Annotated in this window: 25 protein-coding genes and 3 riboswitches; of the genes, 23 read left to right on the forward strand and 2 right to left on the reverse strand. The window is 41.0% G+C overall.

What is annotated here, in order from left to right; translation table 11 throughout:
- Positions 1 to 119 precede the first annotated feature (119 nt).
- The 8 genes from ACRYKC_RS11075 to ACRYKC_RS11110 all read left to right on the forward strand — a co-directional run bounded on the left by ACRYKC_RS11075 (position 120) and on the right by ACRYKC_RS11110 (position 7,771).
- Positions 120 to 2,519 (forward strand): 3-hydroxyacyl-CoA dehydrogenase/enoyl-CoA hydratase family protein, encoded by a 2,400-nt coding sequence (locus tag ACRYKC_RS11075; RefSeq protein ID WP_433806788.1) that lies wholly within the window; start codon positions 120 to 122, stop codon positions 2,517 to 2,519.
- A gap of 21 nt (positions 2,520 to 2,540) precedes the next feature.
- Entirely contained in the window at positions 2,541 to 3,716 is a 1,176-nt protein-coding gene (locus ACRYKC_RS11080) for an acetyl-CoA C-acetyltransferase (protein WP_433806789.1), read from the forward strand.
- A gap of 15 nt (positions 3,717 to 3,731) precedes the next feature.
- The gene (locus ACRYKC_RS11085; protein ID WP_433806790.1) at positions 3,732 to 5,513 is read left to right on the forward strand and encodes an acyl-CoA dehydrogenase family protein; all 1,782 of its coding nucleotides are present in this window, start codon (positions 3,732 to 3,734) and stop codon (positions 5,511 to 5,513) included.
- 207 nt (positions 5,514 to 5,720) lie between these two features.
- Entirely contained in the window at positions 5,721 to 6,080 is a 360-nt protein-coding gene (locus ACRYKC_RS11090) for an arsenate reductase family protein (RefSeq protein ID WP_433806791.1), read from the forward strand.
- 82 nt (positions 6,081 to 6,162) lie between these two features.
- Positions 6,163 to 6,546, forward strand: a complete 384-nt coding sequence (gcvH, locus tag ACRYKC_RS11095) for a glycine cleavage system protein GcvH (RefSeq protein WP_433806792.1) — start codon at positions 6,163 to 6,165, stop codon at positions 6,544 to 6,546.
- A 134-nt stretch (positions 6,547 to 6,680) separates the two neighbouring features.
- Complete coding sequence (locus ACRYKC_RS11100; protein ID WP_433806793.1) at positions 6,681 to 7,028, forward strand: toprim domain-containing protein; 348 nt, start codon at positions 6,681 to 6,683, stop codon at positions 7,026 to 7,028.
- A 10-nt stretch (positions 7,029 to 7,038) separates the two neighbouring features.
- The gene (locus tag ACRYKC_RS11105; protein ID WP_433806794.1) at positions 7,039 to 7,353 is read left to right on the forward strand and encodes a thioredoxin family protein; all 315 of its coding nucleotides are present in this window, start codon (positions 7,039 to 7,041) and stop codon (positions 7,351 to 7,353) included.
- A gap of 97 nt (positions 7,354 to 7,450) precedes the next feature.
- Positions 7,451 to 7,771, forward strand: coding sequence for a hypothetical protein (locus ACRYKC_RS11110; RefSeq protein ID WP_433806795.1), 321 nt, complete (start codon positions 7,451 to 7,453; stop codon positions 7,769 to 7,771).
- On the opposite strand, the gene ACRYKC_RS11115 is transcribed toward ACRYKC_RS11110, so the two are convergent.
- A complete protein-coding gene (locus ACRYKC_RS11115) occupies positions 7,764 to 8,180 on the reverse strand; it encodes a TlpA family protein disulfide reductase (RefSeq protein ID WP_433806796.1) in 417 nt (138 codons plus the stop codon). The two genes, ACRYKC_RS11110 and ACRYKC_RS11115, sit on opposite strands and share 8 nt — an antisense overlap.
- 78 nt (positions 8,181 to 8,258) lie before the next feature.
- A riboswitch (SAM riboswitch) is annotated at positions 8,259 to 8,366 on the forward strand.
- 174 nt (positions 8,367 to 8,540) lie between these two features.
- Positions 8,541 to 8,650: riboswitch (SAM riboswitch) on the forward strand.
- Positions 8,651 to 8,724: 74 nt separating this feature from the next.
- On the opposite strand from ACRYKC_RS11115, the gene ACRYKC_RS11120 reads away from it, so the two are divergent.
- The 10 genes from ACRYKC_RS11120 to sufB all read left to right on the forward strand — a co-directional run bounded on the left by ACRYKC_RS11120 (position 8,725) and on the right by sufB (position 17,533).
- Entirely contained in the window at positions 8,725 to 9,750 is a 1,026-nt protein-coding gene (locus ACRYKC_RS11120) for a methionine ABC transporter ATP-binding protein (protein WP_433806797.1), read from the forward strand.
- The gene (locus ACRYKC_RS11125) at positions 9,743 to 10,411 is read left to right on the forward strand and encodes a methionine ABC transporter permease (protein WP_433806798.1); all 669 of its coding nucleotides are present in this window, start codon (positions 9,743 to 9,745) and stop codon (positions 10,409 to 10,411) included. The genes ACRYKC_RS11120 and ACRYKC_RS11125 overlap by 8 nt, the downstream gene beginning before the upstream one ends.
- 27 nt (positions 10,412 to 10,438) lie before the next feature.
- Positions 10,439 to 11,293, forward strand: coding sequence for a MetQ/NlpA family ABC transporter substrate-binding protein (locus ACRYKC_RS11130; RefSeq protein WP_433806799.1), 855 nt, complete (start codon positions 10,439 to 10,441; stop codon positions 11,291 to 11,293).
- Positions 11,294 to 11,360: 67 nt separating this feature from the next.
- Entirely contained in the window at positions 11,361 to 11,726 is a 366-nt protein-coding gene (locus ACRYKC_RS11135) for a carboxymuconolactone decarboxylase family protein (protein ID WP_433806800.1), read from the forward strand.
- Between the two features lie 197 nt (positions 11,727 to 11,923).
- Positions 11,924 to 12,094, forward strand: a complete 171-nt coding sequence (locus ACRYKC_RS11140; RefSeq protein ID WP_157130779.1) for a YuzK family famiily protein — start codon at positions 11,924 to 11,926, stop codon at positions 12,092 to 12,094.
- 242 nt (positions 12,095 to 12,336) lie between these two features.
- The gene (gene sufC / locus ACRYKC_RS11145; RefSeq protein WP_433806801.1) at positions 12,337 to 13,122 is read left to right on the forward strand and encodes a Fe-S cluster assembly ATPase SufC; all 786 of its coding nucleotides are present in this window, start codon (positions 12,337 to 12,339) and stop codon (positions 13,120 to 13,122) included.
- A 19-nt stretch (positions 13,123 to 13,141) separates the two neighbouring features.
- On the forward strand, positions 13,142 to 14,449 hold the full coding sequence (sufD, locus tag ACRYKC_RS11150; RefSeq protein WP_433806802.1) for a Fe-S cluster assembly protein SufD: 1,308 nt from the start codon (positions 13,142 to 13,144) through the stop codon (positions 14,447 to 14,449).
- Positions 14,449 to 15,669, forward strand: a complete 1,221-nt coding sequence (locus ACRYKC_RS11155) for a cysteine desulfurase (RefSeq protein WP_433806803.1) — start codon at positions 14,449 to 14,451, stop codon at positions 15,667 to 15,669. The genes sufD and ACRYKC_RS11155 overlap by 1 nt, the downstream gene beginning before the upstream one ends.
- Entirely contained in the window at positions 15,659 to 16,102 is a 444-nt protein-coding gene (gene sufU / locus ACRYKC_RS11160) for a Fe-S cluster assembly sulfur transfer protein SufU (protein ID WP_433806804.1), read from the forward strand. Before ACRYKC_RS11155 ends, sufU begins: the two co-directional genes overlap by 11 nt.
- Positions 16,103 to 16,135: 33 nt before the next feature.
- Positions 16,136 to 17,533 (forward strand): Fe-S cluster assembly protein SufB, encoded by a 1,398-nt coding sequence (gene sufB / locus ACRYKC_RS11165; protein ID WP_433806805.1) that lies wholly within the window; start codon positions 16,136 to 16,138, stop codon positions 17,531 to 17,533.
- A 687-nt stretch (positions 17,534 to 18,220) separates the two neighbouring features.
- Here sufB and ACRYKC_RS11170 read toward each other — a convergent pair.
- Positions 18,221 to 19,444, reverse strand: coding sequence for a CHAD domain-containing protein (locus ACRYKC_RS11170; RefSeq protein WP_433806806.1), 1,224 nt, complete (start codon positions 19,442 to 19,444; stop codon positions 18,221 to 18,223).
- 186 nt (positions 19,445 to 19,630) lie between these two features.
- Here ACRYKC_RS11170 and ACRYKC_RS11175 point away from each other — a divergent pair, with 186 nt between their 5' ends.
- From ACRYKC_RS11175 to ACRYKC_RS11195, 5 genes are all read left to right on the forward strand, one after another.
- A complete protein-coding gene (locus ACRYKC_RS11175; RefSeq protein ID WP_433806807.1) occupies positions 19,631 to 20,446 on the forward strand; it encodes a sulfite exporter TauE/SafE family protein in 816 nt (271 codons plus the stop codon).
- Positions 20,447 to 20,458: 12 nt separating this feature from the next.
- The gene (locus ACRYKC_RS11180; RefSeq protein WP_433806808.1) at positions 20,459 to 21,850 is read left to right on the forward strand and encodes a bifunctional metallophosphatase/5'-nucleotidase; all 1,392 of its coding nucleotides are present in this window, start codon (positions 20,459 to 20,461) and stop codon (positions 21,848 to 21,850) included.
- 198 nt (positions 21,851 to 22,048) lie between these two features.
- Positions 22,049 to 22,819, forward strand: a complete 771-nt coding sequence (gene yunB, locus ACRYKC_RS11185; protein WP_433806809.1) for a sporulation protein YunB — start codon at positions 22,049 to 22,051, stop codon at positions 22,817 to 22,819.
- 54 nt (positions 22,820 to 22,873) lie between these two features.
- A riboswitch (Lysine riboswitch) is annotated at positions 22,874 to 23,059 on the forward strand.
- Positions 23,022 to 23,147, forward strand: coding sequence for a hypothetical protein (locus ACRYKC_RS11190; RefSeq protein ID WP_433806810.1), 126 nt, complete (start codon positions 23,022 to 23,024; stop codon positions 23,145 to 23,147). Its footprint overlaps the riboswitch before it by 38 nt.
- A 49-nt stretch (positions 23,148 to 23,196) precedes the next feature.
- Positions 23,197 to 24,750 (forward strand): Na+/H+ antiporter NhaC family protein, encoded by a 1,554-nt coding sequence (locus tag ACRYKC_RS11195; protein WP_433806811.1) that lies wholly within the window; start codon positions 23,197 to 23,199, stop codon positions 24,748 to 24,750.
- Positions 24,751 to 24,772 lie beyond the last annotated feature (22 nt).

Below are 24,772 nucleotides of genomic sequence, written 5' to 3' on the forward strand. Positions count from 1 at the left end.
AAAAGGATTGCGAAATATCTGAAAATAATTTATATTAAATGTAGAAACCGTTTGAGCAGTTTTTATTTTTTTGACTGTAAAATGAATGAGTATTCATTCAAGGTAAGGGGGACCAATAAATGAATCGAAATATTAAGCGCGCTGCAGTCCTTGGATCAGGCGTAATGGGGGCTGGCATTGCCGCTCACTTGGCAAATGTCGGAATACCAACACTGATGCTCGATATCGTACCGCGTGAGTTAACCGATCAGGAAAAGAAGAAGGGTTTAACCTTCGAAGATAAAGAAGTAAGAAATCGAATAGCTGCTTTAAACAAAGAAGCATTAAAAAAACAAAAACCGTCACCATTAACTAGCAAATCCAGCCTGGATTTAATTGAAGTCGGCAATATGAGTGATGACATGGAGAAATTGGCTGAAGTCGACTGGGTTATAGAAGTAGTCGTTGAAAATCTTGACGTAAAGAAAAAAGTACTCGCAGAAGTTGACCAGCATCGTAAACAAGGATCCATTGTAAGTTCAAATACTTCTGGAATTTCCATTGAATCCATGTCTTCTGAATGCAGTGAAGATTTAAGAAAGAATTTCTTAGGAACGCACTTTTTCAACCCGCCTAGATACTTAAAACTGCTTGAAGTCATTCCAACGAAGGACACAGACCCTGAAGTGCTTACATTTATGAGAACATTCGGGGAGGATGTACTTGGCAAAGGCGTGGTAGAAGCGAAGGATACACCGAACTTCATTGCGAATCGTATTGGGACCTATGGTTTGCTAGTCACAGTACAGCAAATGCTTGAAAAAGGCTATAGCGTGGGTGAGGTTGATTCTGTCACAGGCCCAATGATTGGACGACCGAAGAGTGCTACCTTCCGTACGCTGGACGTTGTTGGACTGGATACGTTTATTCATGTGGCCAATAACGTATATGACCAGGTTGAAGGTGAAGAAAAGAAAGCCTTTGAGGTTCCCGATTTCATGAAACAGATGCTTGAGAAAGGCTGGCTCGGGTCAAAGAGCGGTCAAGGATTTTTCCTTAAGAAAAAAGGTGAAAAAGGAAGCGAGATTCTTCAGTTAAACCCTCAAACGATGGAGTACGAAGAAAGAGGAAAATTAAAAACCAAAGCAACTGAAATGGCTAAGCAGGAAAAAGGATCTAAGCGAAAACTCAAAGCACTTATTTCCGCAAAAGGAGATCGTGCAGGAGATCTTATATGGTCAATCGTCAAACCTGTTCTGCTCTATTCGGCTGAACTATACGGAGAAATAGCTGATGACGTACCTTCCTTTGATGAAGCGATGCGCTGGGGTTTTGGATGGGAACTCGGACCATTTGAAGTGTGGGATGCCATTGGCGTCGAGAAGTCTGTTGAACGTATGAAAGAAGAAGGAGACCAAGTCCCTTCCTGGGTTGAACGTATGCTCGAACAAGGATTCACCTCTTTCTATAAACAGGAAAATGGAAACGTTTACTTCTATCACGATGGAGAGTACAAAGAACAATCATTCAATCCTAAGAACATTAATTTGAAACGCCTGAAAGAACAGAAAGAAGTGATTAAAAAGAACGCTGGAGCTAGTTTAGTGGACCTTGGGGACGGCGTAGCAGGTCTGGAGTTTCATTCCCAAAGTAATGCCATTGGACTTGATATCATACAGATGGTGAACTTCGCTATCGATCACGTAGACGATCATTTTAGTGGATTAGTGATTGGAAACCAGGCTAAGAACTTCTGTGTTGGAGCGAATCTAGGAATGATCCTTGTGGAAGCACAGGATTTTAACTTTTTTGAAATTGAAATGGTCGTAAAGAACTTCCAGGATGCCATGATGCGTCTTAAATATTCAGATAAACCCGTGGTTGCAGCCCCATTTGGAATGACATTAGGCGGCGGAGCAGAAGTTTGTTTGCCGGCTGACGTTATTCAGGCTTCTCAAGAAACCTACATGGGACTTGTAGAAACAGGGGTCGGCTTGATTCCTGGTGGAGGTGGAAATAAGGAACTTTACATCAAACATTTAAGGAATATTCCTGATGGAGTTGATTTTGACCTTCAAAAAGTAGCTAACAGTGTATTTGAGAAAATTGCAATGGCTAAAGTCTCTACATCTGGTGAAGAGGCAAGAGAAAATGGGTTCTTAGACAGTAAAGATGCTATAAGCGTAAACGGAGATCACCTTTTACATGATGCGAAAGAAAAAGTGCTGGCTCTTGCTAACTCAGGATACAAGGCTCCGAAACGTACGAAGGTTCCTGTAGTTGGAGAACAGGGATACGCAACGATGATGTTAGGGGCGAAGTCACTTGCACTCAGCGGTTATGCTAGTGAACATGACTTAAAGATCGCAGAAAAACTCGCTTTTGTTTTAGCTGGAGGACGTTTAAAAGAAGGTACTCTTGTTGACGAACAATACTTGCTGGACCTTGAACGAGAAGCTTTCTTGAGTCTTGTCGGCGAGCCAAAATCTCAAATGCGGATGCAACACATGCTGATGAAAGGGAAGCCACTGCGTAATTAATATTTAGGAGGGGGAAGGAACGTGAAGGAAGCAGTCATTGTAGCAGGAGCTCGGACACCTGTCGGGCGGGCCAAAAAGGGTTCGCTTGCTCATACTCGTCCAGATGATCTTGCAGCATTAACCATAAAAGAAACATTAAAGCGCGCTAATAATTATGAAGGAAATATCGATGATGTCATTATTGGCTGTGCGATGCCAGAAGCAGAGCAGGGCATGAATATGGCGCGGAACATATGCGGTTTAGCAGGTCTTCATCATAAAGTCCCAGCCATTACGATTAATCGCTATTGTTCTTCTGGACTTCAAAGCATTGCTTATGCGGCAGAGAAAATCATGCTTGGCCATAGTAATGCCGCTATAGCAGGCGGAGCGGAATCCATGAGTTTGATTCCTATGGGAGGTCATGTGATCAAGCCGAATATCAATCTGGTTGAACATGCTCCTGAGTATTACATGTCTATGGGTCATACAGCAGAAGAGGTGGCAAAGCGGTTCGAAATTTCGAGAGAAGATCAGGATGCTTTTGCTGTTCAAAGTCACGAACGGGCTGCACGCGCCATTAAAGAAGGAAAATTTGAGGATGAGATTGTCTCTGTGGAAGTTACAGACCGCTCCTTGGGAGATGACAATAAAGTGAAAGAAAGTACTTTTACTTTCTCCATGGACGAAGGCGTGCGTGCGGGTACAACAACGGAAGTATTAGCTAAATTAAAGCCAGCTTTTTCTACGAAAGGTTCCGTAACAGCAGGAAACTCTTCTCAAATGAGTGATGGAGCAGCCTCTGTGCTCGTTATGGACAGAGAAAAAGCCGAAGCCGAAGGATTGACTCCCTTAGTAAAATTCAGATCTTTCGCTGTAGCCGGAGTGGAGCCTGAAATTATGGGAGTCGGACCGATTGAGGCGGTACCTAAGGCTTTGAAACTTGCAGGACTAAGCCTATCGGATATTGGGCTCTTTGAACTGAATGAAGCATTTGCTTCACAATCACTAAGGGTAATTAGAGAGCTTGGTCTTAACCCGGATAAAGTGAATGTAAATGGAGGAGCTATTGCTTTAGGCCACCCTCTAGGATGTACGGGTACGAAGCTGACTTTAAGTTTGATTCACGAAATGAAACGAAGAAATGAGCAGTTTGGTGTGGTAACGATGTGTATTGGCGGCGGTATGGGAGCTGCTGGAGTTTTCGAGCTAATTTAAGAGGAGGAACAATAAATGAGTGAATTAAAAGAAATGATTAAAGGTGGAGGGTTTATTGTAGAGGACTTGGCTGCCTCTGATATTATCACACCGGAAGATTTCACAGATGAACATTTAATGATTGCCAAGACGGCTGAGGATTTTGTTTTAGGTGAAGTCGTCCCCAAGATTGAGAACCTGGAGAATCATGAGTTTGAGCATTCTGTTACCTTACTGAAAAAAGCGGGTGAGTTAGGGCTGCTTGGAGCAGACGTTCCTGAAGAATATGGCGGCTTACAGCTGGATAAAATCAGTTCTTCCTTAATTACTGAAAAATTTTCAAGAGCGGGTGGCTTTTCTGTTACCCACGGAGCTCATGTAGGAATTGGATCCCTTCCTATAGTATTTTTTGGTAATGAAGATCAAAAGCAAAAGTACTTGCCGCTTTTAGCGACTGGAGAAAAGATTGCTGCCTATGCTTTGACAGAACCAGGGTCAGGTTCAGACGCTCTTGGTGCGAAAACGACAGCGAAACTAAACGAAGCTGGCACGCATTATGTTTTGAACGGGGAGAAACAATGGATTACAAACTCTGCTTTTGCTGATGTGTTTGTAGTGTATGCTAAGATCGATGGCGATAAGTTCACTGCTTTTATTGTAGAACGTGATTATCCTGGCGTTTCTACTGGACCTGAAGAAAAGAAAATGGGAATTAAGAGTTCCTCAACTCGAACGCTTGTCCTTGAAGATGCAGAAGTCCCGGTAGAAAATGTTCTTGGAGAAATAGGACGCGGCCACGTCATCGCCTTCAACATTCTTAACGTAGGTCGATATAAGCTGGCCATTGGCGGAGTAGGAGGGGCTAAGCGCGCCGTAGAACTATCTGTAAAATACGCAAAAGAGCGAAAACAATTTAAGACACCTATTGCAAACTTCCCTCTGATTCAAGAAAAGATCGCATCTGTTGCAGCCAATACCTATGCGAATGAAAGCGCAGTTTACCGAACAGTCGGCCTGTTTGAACAAAGCATGGGTAAACTATCAGAAGAAGAGCTGAAAGATGGGGCTGCGGTAGCTAAAGTTATTGCTGAATACGCAATCGAATGTTCGTTGAATAAAGTGTTTGGCACAGAATTGCTTGATTTTGCAGCTGATGAAGCTGTTCAAGTTCACGGTGGGTACGGGTTTATGTCTGAATATGAAGTAGAACGTATTTATCGTGATTCCAGAATCAATCGTATCTTTGAAGGAACAAATGAAATTAACCGCATGATTGTACCAGGAACCCTCTTGAAAAAAGCGATGAAAGGCGAGCTGCCTTTGCTTCAAAAAGCACAGGCCCTTCAGGAAGAGATTATGACTATGATGCCTGAAGAACCAGGGATCGAATCCTTGGAGCAGGAAAAATACTTGCTTAAGAACGCGAAGAAAATCGGATTGCTTGCTGCTGGTTTAGCTGCACAAAAATATGGGGAAAAACTTGAAAATGAACAGGAACTTCTTGTGAATATTGCAGATGTGGTAGGAGAAATCTACAATATGGAGTCTGCGATTCTCCGCACGGATAAGGCGATTCAAAAATCCGGAGAAGAAAAGAATAAACAGAAGTTACTTTATACTCAAGTCTACACTCAAGAAGCATTCAACCGTATTGAAGCGCATGCGAAGGAAACGTTGATTGCAGCTGAATCAGGTGATTCTCTCCGTATGATGCTTGGAGCTTTACGTAAGTTGACACGTCATACCCCAATAAACGTAATTGCTAAAAAACGTGAAATCGCTGCTCGTTTAATTGAAGCGGAAAAATATACCGTATAATAATCAAACTTCATGTTCCCAAGCCTCTACTTCGAAACTCTTCGAAGTGGGGGCTTTTATTCTTAATGATTGTTAGGATAGAAGCCGATTAATGAAGAAAGATTTTATAAAAATAAGCAATTCATCTTCCAAACTCGATTAATCGATGAAAAATCCATCTTTAGTATGGTAAAATAAAAATCAACAACAACAAAGGAGGGTAAGAGCTTGACTGTAACCTTCTATTGGTACCCGAACTGCGGGACATGTAAAAAAGCAAAGAAGTGGCTGGAGGAAGAAGGCGTGGATTATAACTCCGTACATATTGTCAACGAGCCTCCTTCTCAAGCAGAATTGAAATCACTCATGGGAAAGAGTGAGCTTCCCGCTCGAAAGTTTTTTAATACGAGCGGAAAAAAGTATAGAGAATTGAATATGAAGGAAAAGCTAAAAGAAGCATCAGAGGATGAAATGGTTGAATGGCTTGCTTCAGACGGCATGCTGATTAAGCGTCCGATCGTTACCGATGGTGAGAATGTTACTGTTGGGTTTAAAGAGGAAACATTCGAAAAAACATGGAAAGCATGAGCAGAACATTGGAAATAAAAGCATCCAGCTTTTATGTTAATAATTGTTGCTAAATACTAATTTCTATTGTGGAGGGATTGCAATGAGTCTACCAAAAGATCTACGTTATTCTGAAGAGCACGAATGGGTAAAAGAAGAGGGAGAAAAAGTCCGCATCGGGATTACAGATTTCGCTCAGTCAGAACTTGGTGATATCGTTTTTGTTGAGTTGCCGGAAGTTGGCGAAGAGCTTGAAGCGGATGAACCATTCGGTAGTGTAGAGTCTGTTAAAACTGTATCTGAGCTTTATGCACCAGTAAGTGGTAAAGTTGTGGAAATTAACGAGGAGCTAGAGGACAGCCCTGAGTTCGTTAATGAATCTCCATACGACAAAGCTTGGATGGTTGTTGTGGAACCAAGCAATGCTTCTCAGATGGATGAATTGATGACACCAGAACAATACGAAGAAATGATTAATGAGGATTAATCGATAATTTACAATTTTTTGTACAGACAGGGGCTACATAAGATTCCTTGTCTGACATGATCGTGTATCATATTAATCATGTTCAGACCATGTCCCTTAGACATGGTCTGTTTTCATATAGTGGGTGATAGGAAATGGATAGAGAGCGAATTGTCATTGTTGAGGGAATTACTGATAAGAAAAAGCTCAAAAAGGTACTGGATGAGGATATTGAAATCATCTGCACTCATGGCACATTAGGTGTTGAACGAATGGAAGAGCTGATTTTTGATTTCAACCTAGATGATCGTTCCGTTTACATTCTTGTAGATGAAGACGACTCGGGAAATAAGTTGAGAAAACAATTGACAGAAGAACTTCCCCATGCAGAACACATTTATATTGATAAAGCGTTTAGAGAGGTTGCCGCTACGCCAGAGCCAGAATTAGCAAGAGCACTTTTGAACAGACACTTCAGTGTAAAACCGATCTACTTGATTTAGGAGGAACAACTTGGAAGAACTAGAACAAAAAACGATTGAAACAGCGATACAGGGCGATGTGTTAGCGCTCACTTTCATTCACAGTCCTTTTTGCGGCACATGCCATTTAGCTCGACAAATGCTGACAACTATTGAAGCAACATTTGGGAAAGAGATATTTTGGGAATTCAATGCCTCGTTGCATCCCGATCTTATGGAGAAGTATCGAATAGAAAGTGTCCCATGTCTGCTCGTTACAGAAAAGGGGCGGTTAGTCGAAAAGGTCTATGCTTTTCATTCTGTTCCGAACATGTATGAGAAAGTCTCAAAATATGTAAAAGAATAATCGAATGACCCGGGAAATGACGAACGATTCTTCGCTTCAGGAGAAGGGTTGACTCCTCCTTTTAAAGAATTTTAATACAGTAAAAGGAGGAGTTTTTATGATCGATTTTATTTATGAATGGGTAGAGAACGTCAATCATCGATATGACCTGTTACCTACTTGGCGTGAACGAAAACTAAACGTTGAAGTACAAGTTGGTCAGCATCAAGTTTGTTTATTTATCGATCATTCAGGGGTTCAGTTAAAAGCAACACAAGAAGGTCAAGGAAGTCTGGTTCTGCAATCGTCTACCAGTGTTATGGAAGAATTGTTTACAGGAAGCAAAAAACTGACCTCCCTACCTGAAACGATGATTAGTGTAAAGGGAGCTTATCGAAACATCTTATTTATGGAGTCTTTACTTTTACTTTCTAGATGAGTTTACCAATGGATTCTACAATCTCTAAAAAGGAAGCTTTGTCCCCGAATTGTTCATACACGTTTCCATGCTGATCAATAATCGTCGTAGTGGGTACACCTTCACACTCGTATAGGTCGTAAATCTCCCTCCCTCTGTCTTTTAAAGTAGGCTGCGTTAAAAATTCATCAGCATACTGAACGCCTTTTTCTTCTGCTCTTTCTCTACCTGCTACATTGATGGTCAGCATTTTTACCTTCTCATGATCCATCGTTTTATAAAGCTGCTCTTTTTTTGGAAGGTCTGAACCGCAATCGGGACACCAGGAGACCCAAAACGTGAGAACAATTACTTTTCCAATATCTTCATCTAGCTGGTAAGTTTCTTCATTATGAATGTATGGTAGCTCAAATAGTGGTGCTTTTTTCAACTTTATACTCTCCTCTTTTTTTGTTGACGTGTAGGTAGTACAATGCTAACATATTTAATAATTTCATATCGACATCTTCACTTATCCAGAGTGGCGGAGGGACTGGCCCTGTGATGCCCAGCAACCGGCTCCATATGAGCACGGTGCTAATTCCTGCAAAGCGATTATCGCTTTGATAGATGAGAAGAGGTAGTAACGTAAATCTCTTCTTAATGGAAGGGATTTTTTTATTGCCTGTTTCTTTTTTATGAAAGTAGTTAATTTTCTGCTTTTTTTGTTGACACAAAATTTTGGCGGTGATACAATTCCTCTTGTGCTACTTAAGCGAGTTAAAGTGATAATCATTTAATATACCAAAATCTCTTATCCAGAGTGGCGGAGGGACTGGCCCGATGATGCCCGGCAACCCACGAACATCTTGTTCGAGAAGGTGCCAATTCCTACAGAGCGTAAGCCCTGATAGATGAGAGAACAGATTTGACTTAGGATACATACGCCTTTCTGTTCTCTGAATCAGAAAGGCGTTTTTTTATGGAGGGACAACATGATTACAATCAAAGGCTTATCCAAAGTATTTCAAACAAAAGACAAACAGGTAACTGCTGTAGATAACCTTGATCTTTCAATAAAGAAAGGCGAAATCTACGGTGTGATCGGATACAGCGGTGCCGGAAAAAGTACGTTTATAAGGCTATTGAATCGTCTGGAAGACCCTACGGGCGGTAAGGTAACCATCAACGAACAGGAATTGACCTCCCTAAGTAAAGGGAAGTTGAGAGTAGCCCGTCAGGAGATAGGGATGATTTTTCAGCACTTCAACTTACTTTGGTCTAGAACCGTTCATGACAATATCGCTTTTCCTCTGGAAATTGCCGGTACACCAAAAGCAGAAAGGCAAAAAAGAGTCAATGAATTAATAGACTTGGTCGGATTGAGTGGTCGTGGAAATTCATATCCTTCTCAGCTTAGTGGAGGACAAAAACAGAGGGTAGGTATTGCTCGGGCTTTAGCAAACAATCCTAAAGTGCTACTTTGCGACGAAGCAACATCAGCCCTTGACCCTGAGACGACAGATTCAATTTTAGACCTGCTTGTAGATATCAACGAAAAATTGGGGCTGACAATTGTTCTAATCACTCATGAAATGCACGTTATTCGCAAAATTTGTCACCAGGTGGCGGTTATGGAAGAAGGAAAAATCGTCGAACAGGGAGATGTTCTGGATGTATTCCTTCATCCTAAACAGCAAGTGACGAAGAAATTCGTCGATCAGGTCATGGGAGATCCAGAAAAAGAACACTCACTAGGGCTTATAAAAGACAATTACAAGAGTGGGGAAATCGTAAGACTCCACTTCGTTGGAGACAGTGCGAACCAAGCACTGATTAGTGATCTATCTAGAAAGTTCGTACTAGATGTGAACATTTTGCATGGTAAGATCACTCAAACGCAAAAAGGTGCTTATGGAACGATGTTTGTTCAATTTGAAGGTGCTAAAGAAGAAATTAACCGGGCGATCCATTACATCGAAGAAACGTCAGTAGAAGTGGAGGTGAACCCGAATGTTTAATCAGTGGTTTCCAAATGTAAGTATGGAAGACATGATTACGGCTACAAACGAAACATTATATATGACTTTAGTTTCCGTAGCAGGAACGTTCATTATCGGGTTGTTCCTTGGATTGCTGCTCTTTTTGTCTGGGCCGGGAGGGCTTTGGCAGAACAAGGTATTAAATATGATTACAGCATCGGTTGTTAACGTGTTCCGTGCGATTCCTTTCATTATATTAATTTTACTATTATTCCCGTTTACTGACTTTTTAATGGGAACCATCCGTGGTCCAAAAGCTGCATTACCTGCCCTTATAATCGGAGGAGCTCCATTCTATGCACGTCTAGTGGAGATCGCCCTGAAAGAAGTAAACAAAGGGGTAGTGGAAGCGGCAAAAGCAATGGGGGCAAAATATTCGACGATTATCTTTAAAGTTCTGCTTCCAGAATCGATGCCAGCCTTAATATCTGGGATCACAGTGACAGCGATCGCTCTGATCGGCTACACAGCTGTTGCAGGAGCAATCGGGGCTGGTGGTTTAGGTGACTTTGCCTATTTCTACGGATTTCAGCGTAGTAACTGGGATGTTGTATTTATTTGTACCATTCTAATCATTATTATTGTGTTCATTTTCCAATTCATCGGGGATCTTATTACCCGTAAATTGGATAAAAGATAAAAATAAAAAAAAGGGAGAGTTATTGAAATGAAAAAATTATGGACAGCCGGTCTGGCCTTATTATTTGTACTTGTACTTGCTGCATGTGGATCTTCTGAAGAAAATGCATCAGGGTCTGAAGGAGGCAGCGGAGAGGAAAGCTCTGAGATTAAAGTAGGGGCAACGAGTGTTCCTCATGCTGAAGTATTGGAACAAGCAAAACCTATTCTTGAAGAAGAGGGAATTACTTTGAAGATTGAAGAATATCAGGACTACATTCTGCCGAATAAAGATTTGGCTGAAGGACGTATAGATGCCAATTACTTTCAAACCATTCCTTATTTAGAGCTTCAAGAAGAAGAAAATGATTATGATTTTGCAAACCTTGGCGGTATTCATATTGAACCAATTGGTGTCTATTCTCAAAAGTATGACAATCTTGAAGATATTGAAGAAGGCACGACACTAGTCATGAGCCGTTCTGTTTCAACACATGGTCGTGTTCTTTCCTTATTAGAAAAAGAAGGACTTATTAAGCTGGATGAGAGTGTTGAAAAAGTAGACGCTACGGTTGATGATATTGTAGAAAATCCAAAGAACCTTGAATTTGATACAGGCGTAGATGCTGCTAACCTACCTGAAGTTTATAAACGTGAAGAAGAGGTGCTTGCTGCAATTAACACAAACTATGCTATTGAAGCAGGGCTTTCCCCTCAAGAAGATGCAATTATTCTTGAAGGCACAGATTCTCCTTATGTAAATGTTGTGGCAGCTCAAAGCAAAGACAAAGACTCTGAAGCTCTGAATAAGCTAGTTGAGGTTCTTCGTTCTGAAGAAATTCAAACCTTCATTAAAGAAGAATATGATGGAGCAGTTGTACCTGTTGAAGGGGCATCTAAATAAACGGATAAAATAGGTGATTGCGGTTTATACTAACCGCAGTCACTTATTTTTTTTGGAGGTTATGATGATGCCAGAACAAGAAATGAATTGGACTCAAGCTTATCTGCATGATTATAAGGAAGGAATGGGAATATTCTCAGAACGCATGCCTGAAGTCTCCCATCAGTTTAGTCAATTTTCCGAAGCCTGTTTCAAGGAAGGAGAATTATCCAAGAAACAAAAACAACTAATGGCATTAGGAATTAGTATCGTAGCTCAAGATGAATACTGCATGATTTATCACACTAAGGGATGTGTAGATCAAGGAGCTAGTGAAAAAGAAGTGTTAGAGGCTTGTGGTGTAGCGGCAGCTTTCGGTGGGGGCGCAGCGCTGAGTCAGGCTGTTACTCTAGTGCAAGAGGCTTACGCAGATCTTACGACAAACGTGAATTAATTGAATAGTTAGAAAAAAGAAGCAAATCGATGGTATTAACTATATGACGAAGAATCAAACGCTTACATGGATGAAATTCATTTGAATATCCCTATTTCCAGGTTTATTTACAATTTGTTCCGGGTATTTGTTTTATGATAATCTGAATTGTGTAAATAATCTGAAAGGGTGGATTCGTTATTAGTGACGATCTGAATTTGAATTATACTGCTGAGATGGATAAAGCCATGCACAAAGCGCATAACATGAGTTATGCCGAGTACAGCAGAAAGTTAGATACCCGATTAAAAGTGGAAGAAAAACGTCAACGCGAATTCGAACAAAGTCAAAAGATGTTTGCAGAAGTAGAACGCCAATTGCATAAATAAAGAGAGAATCAGGTAACCTTTAGTTACCTGATTTTTTCATGTTATAATGACATAGAATTTGTATATAAATTTGTTGGAAAAGCTCGAAGAATGTAGGGGTTTGAACGGTTTTGTATCTATAGTAAAAAGTTGATATCAGTTTCTATATGATATAAGATTGTAATGAGAATAAATTGAGAATGGTTCTTTGATCCATATTCAACCAGCAAATTTCCTATTAATAGATACTGGAGGTATTAACTATGGCAGGATCAACTTTAGAAATTAGAGATCTTCACGTAGAGATCGAAGGTCAAGAAATCCTAAAAGGTGTTAATCTTACAATCAACGGCGGTGAATTCCACGCTGTTATGGGACCTAACGGAACAGGTAAATCTACTTTAGCTTCCGCAATCATGGGTCACCCTAAATATGAAGTAACAAAAGGCGAAATCTTGCTTGATGGCGAAAACGTTCTTGAAATGGAAGTAGACGAGCGTGCACAAGCCGGACTTTTCCTTGCAATGCAATACCCTAGTGAAATCAGTGGAGTTACCAACTCCGACTTCCTTCGTTCAGCGATCAATGCTCAACGTGAAGAAGGCGATGAAATTTCATTAATGAAATTCATTAAAGATATGGATTCTAAGATGGACACGCTAGACATGGACAAAAACATGGCGCAGCGTTACTTGAACGAAGGCTTCTCCGGTGGTGAGAAGAAGCGTAACGAAATTCTTCAATTGATGATGATTCAACCAGCTATCGCAATCCTTGACGAAATCGACTCCGGTCTTGATATTGATGCGCTTAAAGTCGTTTCCAAAGGCATTAACGAGATGCGTAACGACGCATTCGGCTGCCTGATCATTACACACTATCAGCGTCTCCTTAATTACATCACACCAGACAATGTACACGTTATGATGCAAGGCCGTGTTGTAAAATCTGGCGGACCTGAACTTGCTCAACGTCTTGAAGAAGAAGGCTATGAGTGGATCAAAGAAGAACTAGGAATTGAAGACGAGACGGTAGGACAAAAAGCGTAATCAAGATAGGAGGGTTAACATGACAGTAGAAGTCACACTACCATACGATAAAGAGTATGTTACTCAATTTTCCCAAGGTCAACATGAGCCTGAATGGATGACAAACCTTCGTCTTAACGCCTTGGAAAAATCTGAATCTCTGCCGCTTCCTAAACCGGATAAAACGAATATCCAAAAATGGAACTTCACAGAGTTCAATCATCAGGTAGAAGGAGAAGCTATTGATTCTCTAGACTCCTTACCAGTTGAAATTCAGGACTTTTTAGATAAAGAAAAAGAACAGCAAAACCTTGTCATTCAACGGAACCATACCGTTGCTTACGGTACAATTGATCAAAAACTGAAAGATCAAGGTGTGATCTTCACAGATATTGGCACGGCGCTCCGTGAACACAGTGATCTTGTTGAAAAATACTATATGAATGATGCCGTACACATGGACGAGCATCGCCTTACTGCTCTTCATGCAGCTTTAATGAACGGTGGTATTTTCCTATACGTTCCTAAAAACGTTCAGATTGAAGACCCGATTCAGGCAATCTTCTGGCAAGAGGACCCTAAGGCATCATTAATCAACCACATCCTTGTTGTGGCCGAAGAAAATAGCTCAGTAACGTATGTAGAAAACTACATCTCTCATAATAAAGAAGAGAAAACTTCAGCTAACATCATTACAGAAGTTATTGCGAAAGATGGAGCGAAAGTTTCATTCGGAGCTGTTGATAACTTCGAAGCTGGTACAACCGTTTATACGAATCGTCGTGGTGTTGCCTATCGTGACGCTGTCATCGAATGGGCACTTGGCCAAATGAATGAAGGTAACACGGTTTCTGAAAATATCACTCACCTGATCGGTGATAATTCACATTCCAACGCTAAAACAGTTGCGATTGGAAGAGGGACTCAGAAACAAAACTTTACAGCGAATATCACTCATTTCGGTAAAGGCTCTGACGGATATATCCTTCAGCATGGTGTCATGAAAGATAAAGCATCCGCCATTTTCAACGGAATTGGTAAAATCGAGCATGGTGCATCTAAATCTAATGCTGAACAAGAATCTCGTGTGTTAATGCTAAGTAAGGACGCACGCGGTGACGCTAACCCGATTCTTCTTATTGATGAGGATGACGTAACAGCAGGACACGCTGCTTCCGTAGGACGTGTAGACCCGATTCAACTTTACTATCTAATGAGCCGAGGAATCTCTAAATTTGAAGCAGAGCGCTTGATTATTCACGGATTCTTAGCGCCTGTTGTTAAACAGTTACCTGTGGAGGCTGTAAAACGTCAGCTTACACAAGTAATTGAAAGGAAAGTATATTAATGGACGTAAAAGCGGTACGTGATCAGTTCCCGATTTTGCATCAGGAAGTGAACGGTCATCCGCTCGTCTATCTTGATTCCTCAGCAACTTCTCAAAAGCCTATTCAGGTAATTGAGAAGATGGATGAATATTACCGTGGTTACAATTCAAACGTTCACCGTGGAGTTCATACGCTGGGTACAAAAGCGACGGATGAGTATGAAGGCGCACGTGAAAAAGTGAGACGTTTTATTAACGCTTCAAGCACTCAAGAAGTCATTTTCACACGCGGCACGACTACAGCTATCAATACAGTCGCTGCAAGCTATGGACGAACGAACCTTGGAGAAGGTGATGAAATCGTCATCACTCCAATGGAACACCATAGTAATATCATTCCTTGGCAGCAAGTAGCGAAAGAGACAGGTGCTACTTTAAAATATATGCCATTACAGCCGGATGGAACGATTAATCTGGAGGATGCAAGGGAATCGATAACTGACCGCGCAAAAATAGTGGCTATTATGCATGTATCTAACGTTTTAGGTACAATTAACCCAGTGAAAGAGATTGCACAACTCGCACACCAGCAAGGGGCTGTCATGCTTGTTGACGGTGCTCAGAGTGCACCGCATATGACAATCGATGTTCAGGATATAGATGCAGATTTTTATGCTTTTTCTGGTCACAAAATGTGCGGGCCTACAGGTATCGGCGTACTCTACGGAAAGAAATCACTTCTTAGAGATATGGAACCAGTAGAATTCGGTGGAGAAATGATCGATTTTGTAAACTGGTACGACTCTACTTGGAAAGAGCTTCCTTGGAAGTTTGAAGGCGGAACCCCGATTATTGCTGGAGCTGTCGGATTAGGTGCAGCTATTGATTTCTTAACGGAAATCGGTCTGGATGACATTAAAGCTCACGAACAGAAACTGGCAGATTACGCTCAAGAGCAAATGCAGAAAATAGATGGAATGACGATCTATGGTCCGAAAGAACGGGCAGGATTAGTGACGTTTAACTTATCAGACGTTCACCCTCACGATTTAGCTACAGTGCTTGATGCAGAGGGAATTGCCGTAAGGGCTGGACACCACTGTGCACAGCCTCTCATGAGGTGGCTAGAGGTGTCTGCAACCGCGAGAGCCAGTTTTTATCTTTACAATACAGAAGAAGAGATTGACCGATTTGTTGAAGGATTACAAACAACAAAGGAGTATTTTGGCGATGTCTTTTAATAACTTAGATACGCTGTATCGCCAAGTCATCATGGATCATTACAAGAATCCCAGAAATCGCGGGTCGATTGAAGGCGATCATATGACCGTCGATATGAACAACCCAACCTGTGGAGACCGAATCCAACTTCAGTTGCAAGTGGAAGATGGTATCGTTAAAGATGCTAAATTCGATGGTGAAGGCTGTTCGATTAGTTTATCTTCAGCCTCCATGATGACTCAGGCTATCAAAGGAAAACCAATAGATGAAGCACTGAAAATGTCCGAAATCTTCTCAGATTTGATGCAAGGTAAAGAAGTGGATGAAGAAGATATTGATCTTGGAGATATCGAAGCACTTCAAGGAGTTGCGAAATTCCCAGCACGAATCAAATGCGCTACGCTAGCGTGGAAGGCGATGGAAAAAGGTGTCGATGAGGAGAAGCAGGATTAAGCCTGTTTCAATACCAAAAGGAGGTATATAATCATGGCTAAAAAAGCGCCAGAAGTCGGAGAGTACCAATATGGGTTCCATGAGAAAGATGTTTCGATCTTCCGTACCCAAAAAGGTTTGACAAAAGAAGTCGTTGAACAGATCTCCAATTATAAAGAGGAACCTAAGTGGATGCTTGACTTCCGTCTTAAGTCTCTAGAGCAGTTTTACAAGATGCCAATGCCTCAATGGGGCGGTGATTTGTCCGAATTAAACTTTGATGATATTACGTATTACGTGAAGCCTTCTGAACGTTCTGAGCGTTCTTGGGACGAGGTTCCAGAAGAAATCAAAAATACCTTTGATCGTCTTGGAATTCCAGAAGCGGAACAAAAATACCTTTCCGGTGTTTCCGCTCAGTATGAATCCGAGGTGGTTTATCACAATATGGAGAAAGACCTTGAAGAATTAGGTGTTATATTTAAAGATACAGACTCAGCTCTAAAAGAGAATGAAGACATCTTTAAAGAGTATTTCGGTAAAGTTATTCCTCCATCTGATAACAAATTCGCAGCGCTGAACTCTGCAGTATGGTCCGGAGGCTCCTTCATTTATGTGCCGAAAGACACGAAGGTAGAAACACCACTGCAAGCCTATTTCCGTATTAACTCTGAAAATATGGGACAGTTCGAGCGTACACTAATCATTGCAGATGAAGGATCCTCTGTACACTATGTAGAGGGTTGTACGGCACCTACGTACTCTTCAAGCTCTCTTCACAGTGCAGTAGTAGAAATCTTCGTAAAAGATAACGCATATTGCCGTTATACAACGATCCAGAACTGGGCAAACAACGTTTATAACCTGGTTACGAAACGTGCGGTAGCTGAGTCTAACGCAACGATGGAATGGGTTGATGGTAACCTTGGATCCAAGCTTACGATGAAGTATCCTGCTGTACTTCTTAAAGGTGAAGGAGCACGAGGAATGACTCTATCCATCGCACTTGCCGGTAAAGGCCAGCACCAGGATGCAGGAGCTAAAATGCACCACTTGGCGCCAAATACGTCTTCAACGATCGTTTCTAAATCCATCTCAAAACATGGTGGTAAAGTAACGTATCGTGGTATTGTCCAATTTGGACGAAAAGCTGAAGGTGCTCGTTCTAACGTTGAGTGTGATACGTTGATTATGGATAACGAGTCTACTTCAGATACGATTCCTTATAACGAAATCATGAATGAGAACATTTCTCTAGAGCACGAAGCGAAAGTTTCTAAAGTCTCTGAAGAGCAATTGTTCTATCTAATGAGTCGAGGCATCTCCGAAGAAGAGGCGACTGAAATGATCGTCATGGGCTTTATCGAGCCATTCACAAAAGAGCTGCCAATGGAATATGCCGTAGAAATGAACCGTCTGATCAAATTCGAAATGGAAGGTTCTATCGGTTAAGAAAATTAAATCCTTATCCCAACCCTTGGGATAAGGATTTTTTTATTTTTAAAAGTTATGGTTATTAGAGGGCTATTCAACTATATAGCTGGGTTATGTAACACTCGAACTCGAGATATTTTGGGTTTGTATTTGTAGTGTTAGGGATGGCTGGAAAATAACTCGCTTTTCCTTGGGGTACTGTCGAGGCTCCGCGCTCTCTGTGGGGTCTTGCCTAGGTCCTTCTCCCACGGGATTTTCCAGCCATCCCTCCTATCATTAACCTCCCAAACCCATCTAATTATTTAGAGTGAGGCTAAATAAAACTTATATTAAAGCATCTTGAAATCCATATCCATGCGTTTCCTTTCCGCCAATAAATAGCAAGGTGAGAGGGGAAATGGGGAGGCTTGCCGTCATCCCCGCTGAAAGCAAGCCATTTCCCCGACCACCTCTCCAGAATTACAAGGTAAAGGGAACAGCGCCATCTTAGCAAAGCCCTTATCTTGAATTCATGTCTTCAAGATAAAGAGGCTATTATTGAGGTTGGTTGCAATGAGGGGCATTATGTAGTCATATATGGGATCGATGTTAAAAAATACACTGCTTGAACCTTTAATATAATTTTGAAACAAAAGTAGCCCCCTTCTTTTAAAGGAGGGGCTCACTTTTGCTTTACAGCATAGGATCTATTAGACAAGCAGTGAACTAATGTTTGGTGTATTGAAGGCTTTCTTCAAGGTGGAGATCATCCATAAGGTTGGATAGCTCAACCGATAACAAGTCATACACCTCTTTTTTATGCTTTTTCTTACTATCAATATCGTCACGATATTGATCAAACATTTTGAGCCAATCCTTAAGATCATTAATCTCACCTAACTGTTTTTGAAAAGACTTAAAGTATCTGGCTTCTTGTTTATAATCAGATGCGTAGATTTTGTGCAGAGTATTATTAATGTATCTGATTTTCTTAGATATAATCCGGACGGAATGTAAAGCATCTAACGTTTCTTCATCTTCATAATGATGCTTTGACACTACTTCTAAATAATTTTCTACAGCCTTAGTAAATCTATTTTCAAATTCCTGGATCCTTACATCCACTTGGAGAGGAAGGACATAATATCGAAGTTCCTTCTCTTTAAAAAAATCCCATGTGTCCTTAAAGGTTTCATCAATAATAGTAGGAAGCTTATTATTAAGCTTTTTCTGTTGTTTAAGTCTTTTCTTTCCTACCTGGTCACTGAGCTGGCGATAAACTTCTTCATGCTGCTTCTTAGACGCTTGCTTAGCACGTTCATCAAATTCCTCTATAAACACATCTCGCTGTCTCACTTTACCTAAACGTTTATGAGCGGCATTTAAACGGTCCAGTAATGGATGATTTGTGACCTGGATAAACTCCAAGATGGCACGGACTTTACGTCCATTGACACGAGCTTGATGGACGTTTTCTTCATCATAAGGTTGCTCGAGGGAAAGTTCACAGTACTTCAGGTATTTGGTGACTAATTTTTTCAGCTGCTCCCTCCAGCGGTCTACCACTTGTTCATTTCCTTCTCCAAGACAATCCTCACAAACTAAGGATTTTTTTACGGAAACTAGAGCATCTGATGAGTGGCAGATTTCACATACCTGAATTTGGTCTTGCAAAATCGCATAGTCATGGTCGAAGGTAATATCAATTTTTTTCTCTTGATTCCAGCCCAATTCTTTTCGATAATCTGCTGGGATGAGCAGGCGTCCATTGCTATCGAGCGTCTTAACTGCTTCCCCTTCCTCATTTGTAATCGAAAGCTTTATTCCTTTTTTATTCCTTAAAGGTTCAAGCTTAAGGCTTTCGTCTAGCAATTCCAGTTGTTCTCTTACTTCCTTCGGGATTACCAGTCTTCCCATTGTATCTATTTGCCTTGTAAAAGTTTCACTCATTACATAACACAACCTTTTGAGAATTACTTTCTTTTTCAATTTCCCATGTCTATCGGATTCCTAACCGAATTCGTGAGATCTTTACAAAGTTTTAAAGCCATAAAATCTTAACAGTGGCTCGGATGTTTTAAGAATACAAAACGTGATACTATAATATTATCTATAAAGAGATAAAGGATGTTTCAAATGATCATCATCACGATGTTTGCCATAGGATTATTAACAGCATTAATTGGAAGCATCGCAGGGTTAGGCGGCGGTGTAATTTTAGTACCTTCTTTATTATTTTTAGGTGATCATTTCGATTCTTTTGATTGGGTAACTCCTCAATCCATTGTCGGTGTATCATTAGTCGTCATGATTTTTACAGGTATGTCCTCCGCAATTTCATACATGAAGCATAAGCGAGTAGATAAAAAAGTGGGGATTATTTTTTTAATTGGAAGTGTACCTGGGGGGATATTAGGTTCATGGTTGAATCAATACTTTAAGACAGATAGCTTTTCACTATTTTTCGGTGTTGTGATGATTCTTGTGTCATTACTCTTCTTCCTCCCAAGAAAGAGTTCAGATTCTCCGCTCTTCCACAAGGGATTAATGAGAGAGAAAGTTGTTGACGGGGAAACCTATGCCTACCAGATGCCGATATCTATTGGTTTATTGTTATCGTTTGCGGTAGGAATGCTTTCAGGTTTACTTGGTATCGGCGGTGGTTCACTGATGGTGCCCGCGATGATTCTGCTCTTTCAAATTCCTCCTCATGTAGCGACAGCTACCTCGATGTTCATGATCTTTTTTGCTAGCATATCCAGCTCAGCGACTCATGTCATTATGGGGCATGTGGAGTGGGCTTACACACTTTATTTTATTCCTGGAGCCTATTTAGGAGGCAGCTTAGGGGCGTGGATCAATCGTAGACTTCATGGACAAGCCGTAGAGTGGTTTTTAAGAGTCCTGCTGATCTTAATAGGTATCCGCTTAATATGGCAAGGGATCGGATAAGGAGACTTGATTATGAAGGAAAAACTTTTTATATATTATACAAGTGATTTACATAGTCATTTTGAGAATTGGCCACAAATCGTGGGCTATTTCAATGAACAAAAAGAAAAGCATAACAGAAAAGGGGAAAGTTTTTGGTTAGTAGATAACGGAGATCACGTAGACCGCTTTCACCCTATTGCTGAAGGCTTGATGGGTAAGGGAAACGTTACGCTTATGAATCAAGCAGGTTATCACGTGGCAAACCTCGGCAATAATGAGGGGATCACTTTATCCAGTGAAGATCTTTATACGCTGTATGATCATGCTGAGTTTGATGTGGTTTGTGCTAATCTGCAATATGGAGAACAGCCTCAGCCTTCTTGGCTAAAGCCTTATGAGGTTATTACATCAAAGCAGGGAACGAAAATTGGTGTCATTGGTTTAACGGCCCCGTTCAAGACGTTTTATGAGCAAATAGGTTGGGAGGTTACCTCACCTTTCGAAGTGCTTGATCACATTCTGGATAAGGTAAGAGAGGAAGCGGATATTGTTGTCCTTTTGTCCCATCTCGGCATTAATGATGATGAAGAGATTGCTCGCCAATATGAAGGAATTGATGTGATTATTGGCGGACATACCCATCACTTATTTCAAAACGGCGAATATATCAATGAATCTTTATTGACCGCAGCAGGAAAACATGGAACTCATTTAGGTGAAGTTATGCTCGTTTGGAATCATGAGAGTGGTAAGTTGGAAAGAAAAGAAGCATATGCGGTGCCTACAGAAAACCTTAAAAAGAATGAAGAAGTCACGAGAGAAGTCAAAGGTATGAGAGAACAAGCTGTCTCACAATTGAGAACTCCAGTAACGTATTTGAATCAACCTCTCTACATTGCCTGGTTCCAAGAGTCCGACCTCATGCAACGGCTGACGAGAGAGTTACAAACTTGGACGCAGGCAGACTTAGCTATGTTAAATGCGGGGGTTCTTTTAGATCATTTAGGCGAGGGCGAAATTACTTTCGAAGATGTACACCGAATTTGTCCCCACCCTATGAACCCTTGCAAAGTGGAACTTTCGGGAGATGAGATTCTAGAAGTGATCCGAGTCGCACACACGAAAAAGTTGACTGAAATACGTTTGAAGGGTTTTGGGTTCAGAGGCGAAGTTATAGGAAAAATGATCTTTACTGGAGTTGAGATTCAAGTTACAGAAGGTAAAGATGGAGAAAAGCACGTTCGGAATGTCACGTTGAATGGAGAACCGATTGACCACGATCGAATTTATACGTTAGCAACAGCTGACACCTTCACATTTGGACGTTTGTTTCCCGAGATCGCTTATGCTCCAAAAAAGAAATATTATATGCCTGAGCTGCTAAGAGATATATTAACGAAGGCTTTGAAATCACCTCAGTAAGCTGAGGTGATTTTTTTGCCTGGAAATTACAAAGATTTGTGAGGCCCTCGCTGCTTGTACTCCAGTTTTGAAGTAAGTATTGATTAATTAGACTAGAAATAGTAAAAACGTAAATTTTACGTAAGTTTCTTCAAGTTTATAAGTTCATGCCTAAACCCTTAAATGCTGGCATATAGTTAGGTCAGGAGGGGTTGTTTTATGTCCAAAAAGAACGCTATCCATGGACCCTCAATTGGAAAAAAAATCGTACTGACTTTACTATTTTTCTTAATATTTACTGCATTGAGTCTATGGTTTATAAACAGAGGAATTACCCCAGCTCTCATCGGAATCGCAGAGACAAAAACTCAACAATTAGCAAGGGATGCAATCAACGAGGCGGTTAATAAGCAGATTGCAGAGGATTTACAGTTTAATGACCTCGTAAAAATGGAGAAAGATACAGATGGAAACATTGTTTATATGGGATGGAACTCGGTCGTAGTTAACCGGGTTTTGAGGAATACAACTTACCGAGTTCAAAGCTTTTTGAAGCGGATGGAGCTGAATGAACTGCCTATGGAAGACACGTCTTTAGAACCTGATATCGATCCTGAGATGACTCAGGAAGATTTGGGAGAACAACCGGCTACCCTGATTGAAATTCCAGTAGGTCAGGCGACGAACAACACCATATTAGCAAACCTAGGGCCTAAAGTGCCTGTGCAGTTAAGAGTCATCGGAGATGTACAATCAAATTTCCAAAGTGAAATAACGGAGTATGGAATTAATGCTGCTCTTTTTCAGTTATCTATCCACATTGAAGTTAATGTAAGAATTGTTATTCCATTTTCTACAGAGACGACGACGGTTGAAACCGATATCCCAATTGATACGGCGACAATATTAGGTGAAGTTCCGAATTTCTATGGAGGAATGGGAGAAGGTGGAGATCCATCATTTTCCTATCCAATGGATCCCTTGCAATAATCTTTGTAAGCTGATAAAATGGCTTAGAATTTAATATGCGTGACCTTATCAGATCGGTGAGGTAGAGGTGCGATCATCAAGAGTATTCAATGGAAGCCATGACAAGCCAAGATCATTGGAGAAAGGGGTGATTGCCGAAGACTGTGGTTGAGAGTCAATCAATCTTAGTCTGGTGTAATCTCTTAATAGGAGAGACACTGTCATGCATGCTTTTTGGGTGCATGGAGCGCTACTGATCGAAATGGAGGATAATCGAATTGCCACTTGGGCAATGATGGATTATTTTCTATCATTGTCTTTTTTTATTCCTCAATTTTTTCCGCAGTAGCCTTCCATTTATCCCGTATTACATCGAAAGAATTACGGAGGGGAACTTTATGGAAGGAACGATCTATTCTTTAATTCCAGCAGTACTAATGCTTTTGCTTGTATTATTTACAAGAAAAGTAATATTATCCCTAGGAATAGGGATTATTGTCGGGGCTTTTATGCTTACGCAAATGGATATTGGTGCCGGACTATCCTTAATATGGTCTTTATTAGCGACGATTTTTGTCAGTGACGGGACATTGAACACAGGGAACTTATATCTTTTGACTTTTCTATTTCTTCTAGGGATCACGACAGCGTTTATGACTGCCTCAGGAGGAAGTCAAGCATTTGGAAAATGGGCCGTTGAAAGAATTCGTACTAGAAAAGGTGCGAAGCTTATTCCTGCCATTTTAGGTATTATTATCTTTATTGACGATTATTTCAATGCCCTTGCTGTCGGTCAGGTTGCAAAGCCTGTGACGGATCGATATAAGATTTCAAGAGCGAAGCTTGCTTATTATATCGACTCCACTTCTGCTCCTGTTACCGTCATATCGCCCATTTCAAGCTGGGGTGCTTATATTATCGGTACAATCGGAAGCATCTTAGCTGCAAATGAAATCACGAACTATCAATCTTTAGAAGCATTCGTGCGGATGATTCCAGCGAACTTCTATGTGTTTGCTGCTTTACTTCTCGTGTTTTTAACCATATTCTTAAAACTTGATATCGGTCCTATGAGGACTCATGAAAGTCGAGCAATAAAGACAGGTCATCTGACAAATCCAGAAAGAGGCGATGTTCCGGGAGATTTAAATGATGAATTTAAAAACCATAACAATGGTAAAATTTCTCATCTAATCTTTCCGATTGTAGCCTTAGTTCTCGGAACAGTTACTTCAATGATTGTGACGGGAATCAATAACACTGAAGGAGCAGTAGACCTTTTAGCCATCTTTGCAAATACTAACGTGAATGTTTCCTTGTTTATTGGTGGAGTAGCAGCTGTTGTTGTGGCTGCAGCGCTTTACATCGGTCAGGCGAAACCAAAGTCTTCGATGTCACACGTATTTTTTGAAGGCCTCAAAGCAATGCTTCCAGCCATCTATATTCTTATTTTCGCGTGGATGATCGGAGATATTATCGGTCAATTGCAAACAGGAGAATTTCTAGCTCAACAATTCAGCCAAGCGAATATCGATACAGCCTTTTTCCCTTTATTAATCTTTATTATCTCTGGATTTATGGCGCTCTCTACGGGAACGTCATGGGGGACTTTTGGAATTATGCTTCCAATTGCAGGAGAAATCGCGGCGGTCACAGAGCCAGCTCTAATCTTGCCAGCTCTATCTGCTGTACTTGCGGGTTCAGTATTTGGTGATCATTGTTCACCGATTTCAGATACTACGATTCTTTCATCAACAGGAGCGGGGTCTAATCATATCGACCACGTCCTGACACAGCTCCCTTATGCTGGAATAGCGGCAGGTGCAGCTTCCATTGGCTACATTTTGCTGGGCTTGACTGGTGGAGTCTGGCTGCCATTACTAATTACTTTAGTAATCGTAGCAGCTATAGGTATTTTGATTCATGCCTTTACACCATCTCATGAAGCATAAACAATAGAATTAAAACGTAAGG

The organism is Halobacillus sp. A1-3 (genome assembly GCF_050971765.1).
GTDB lineage: Bacteria > Bacillota > Bacilli > Bacillales > Halobacillaceae > Halobacillus > Halobacillus mangrovi_B.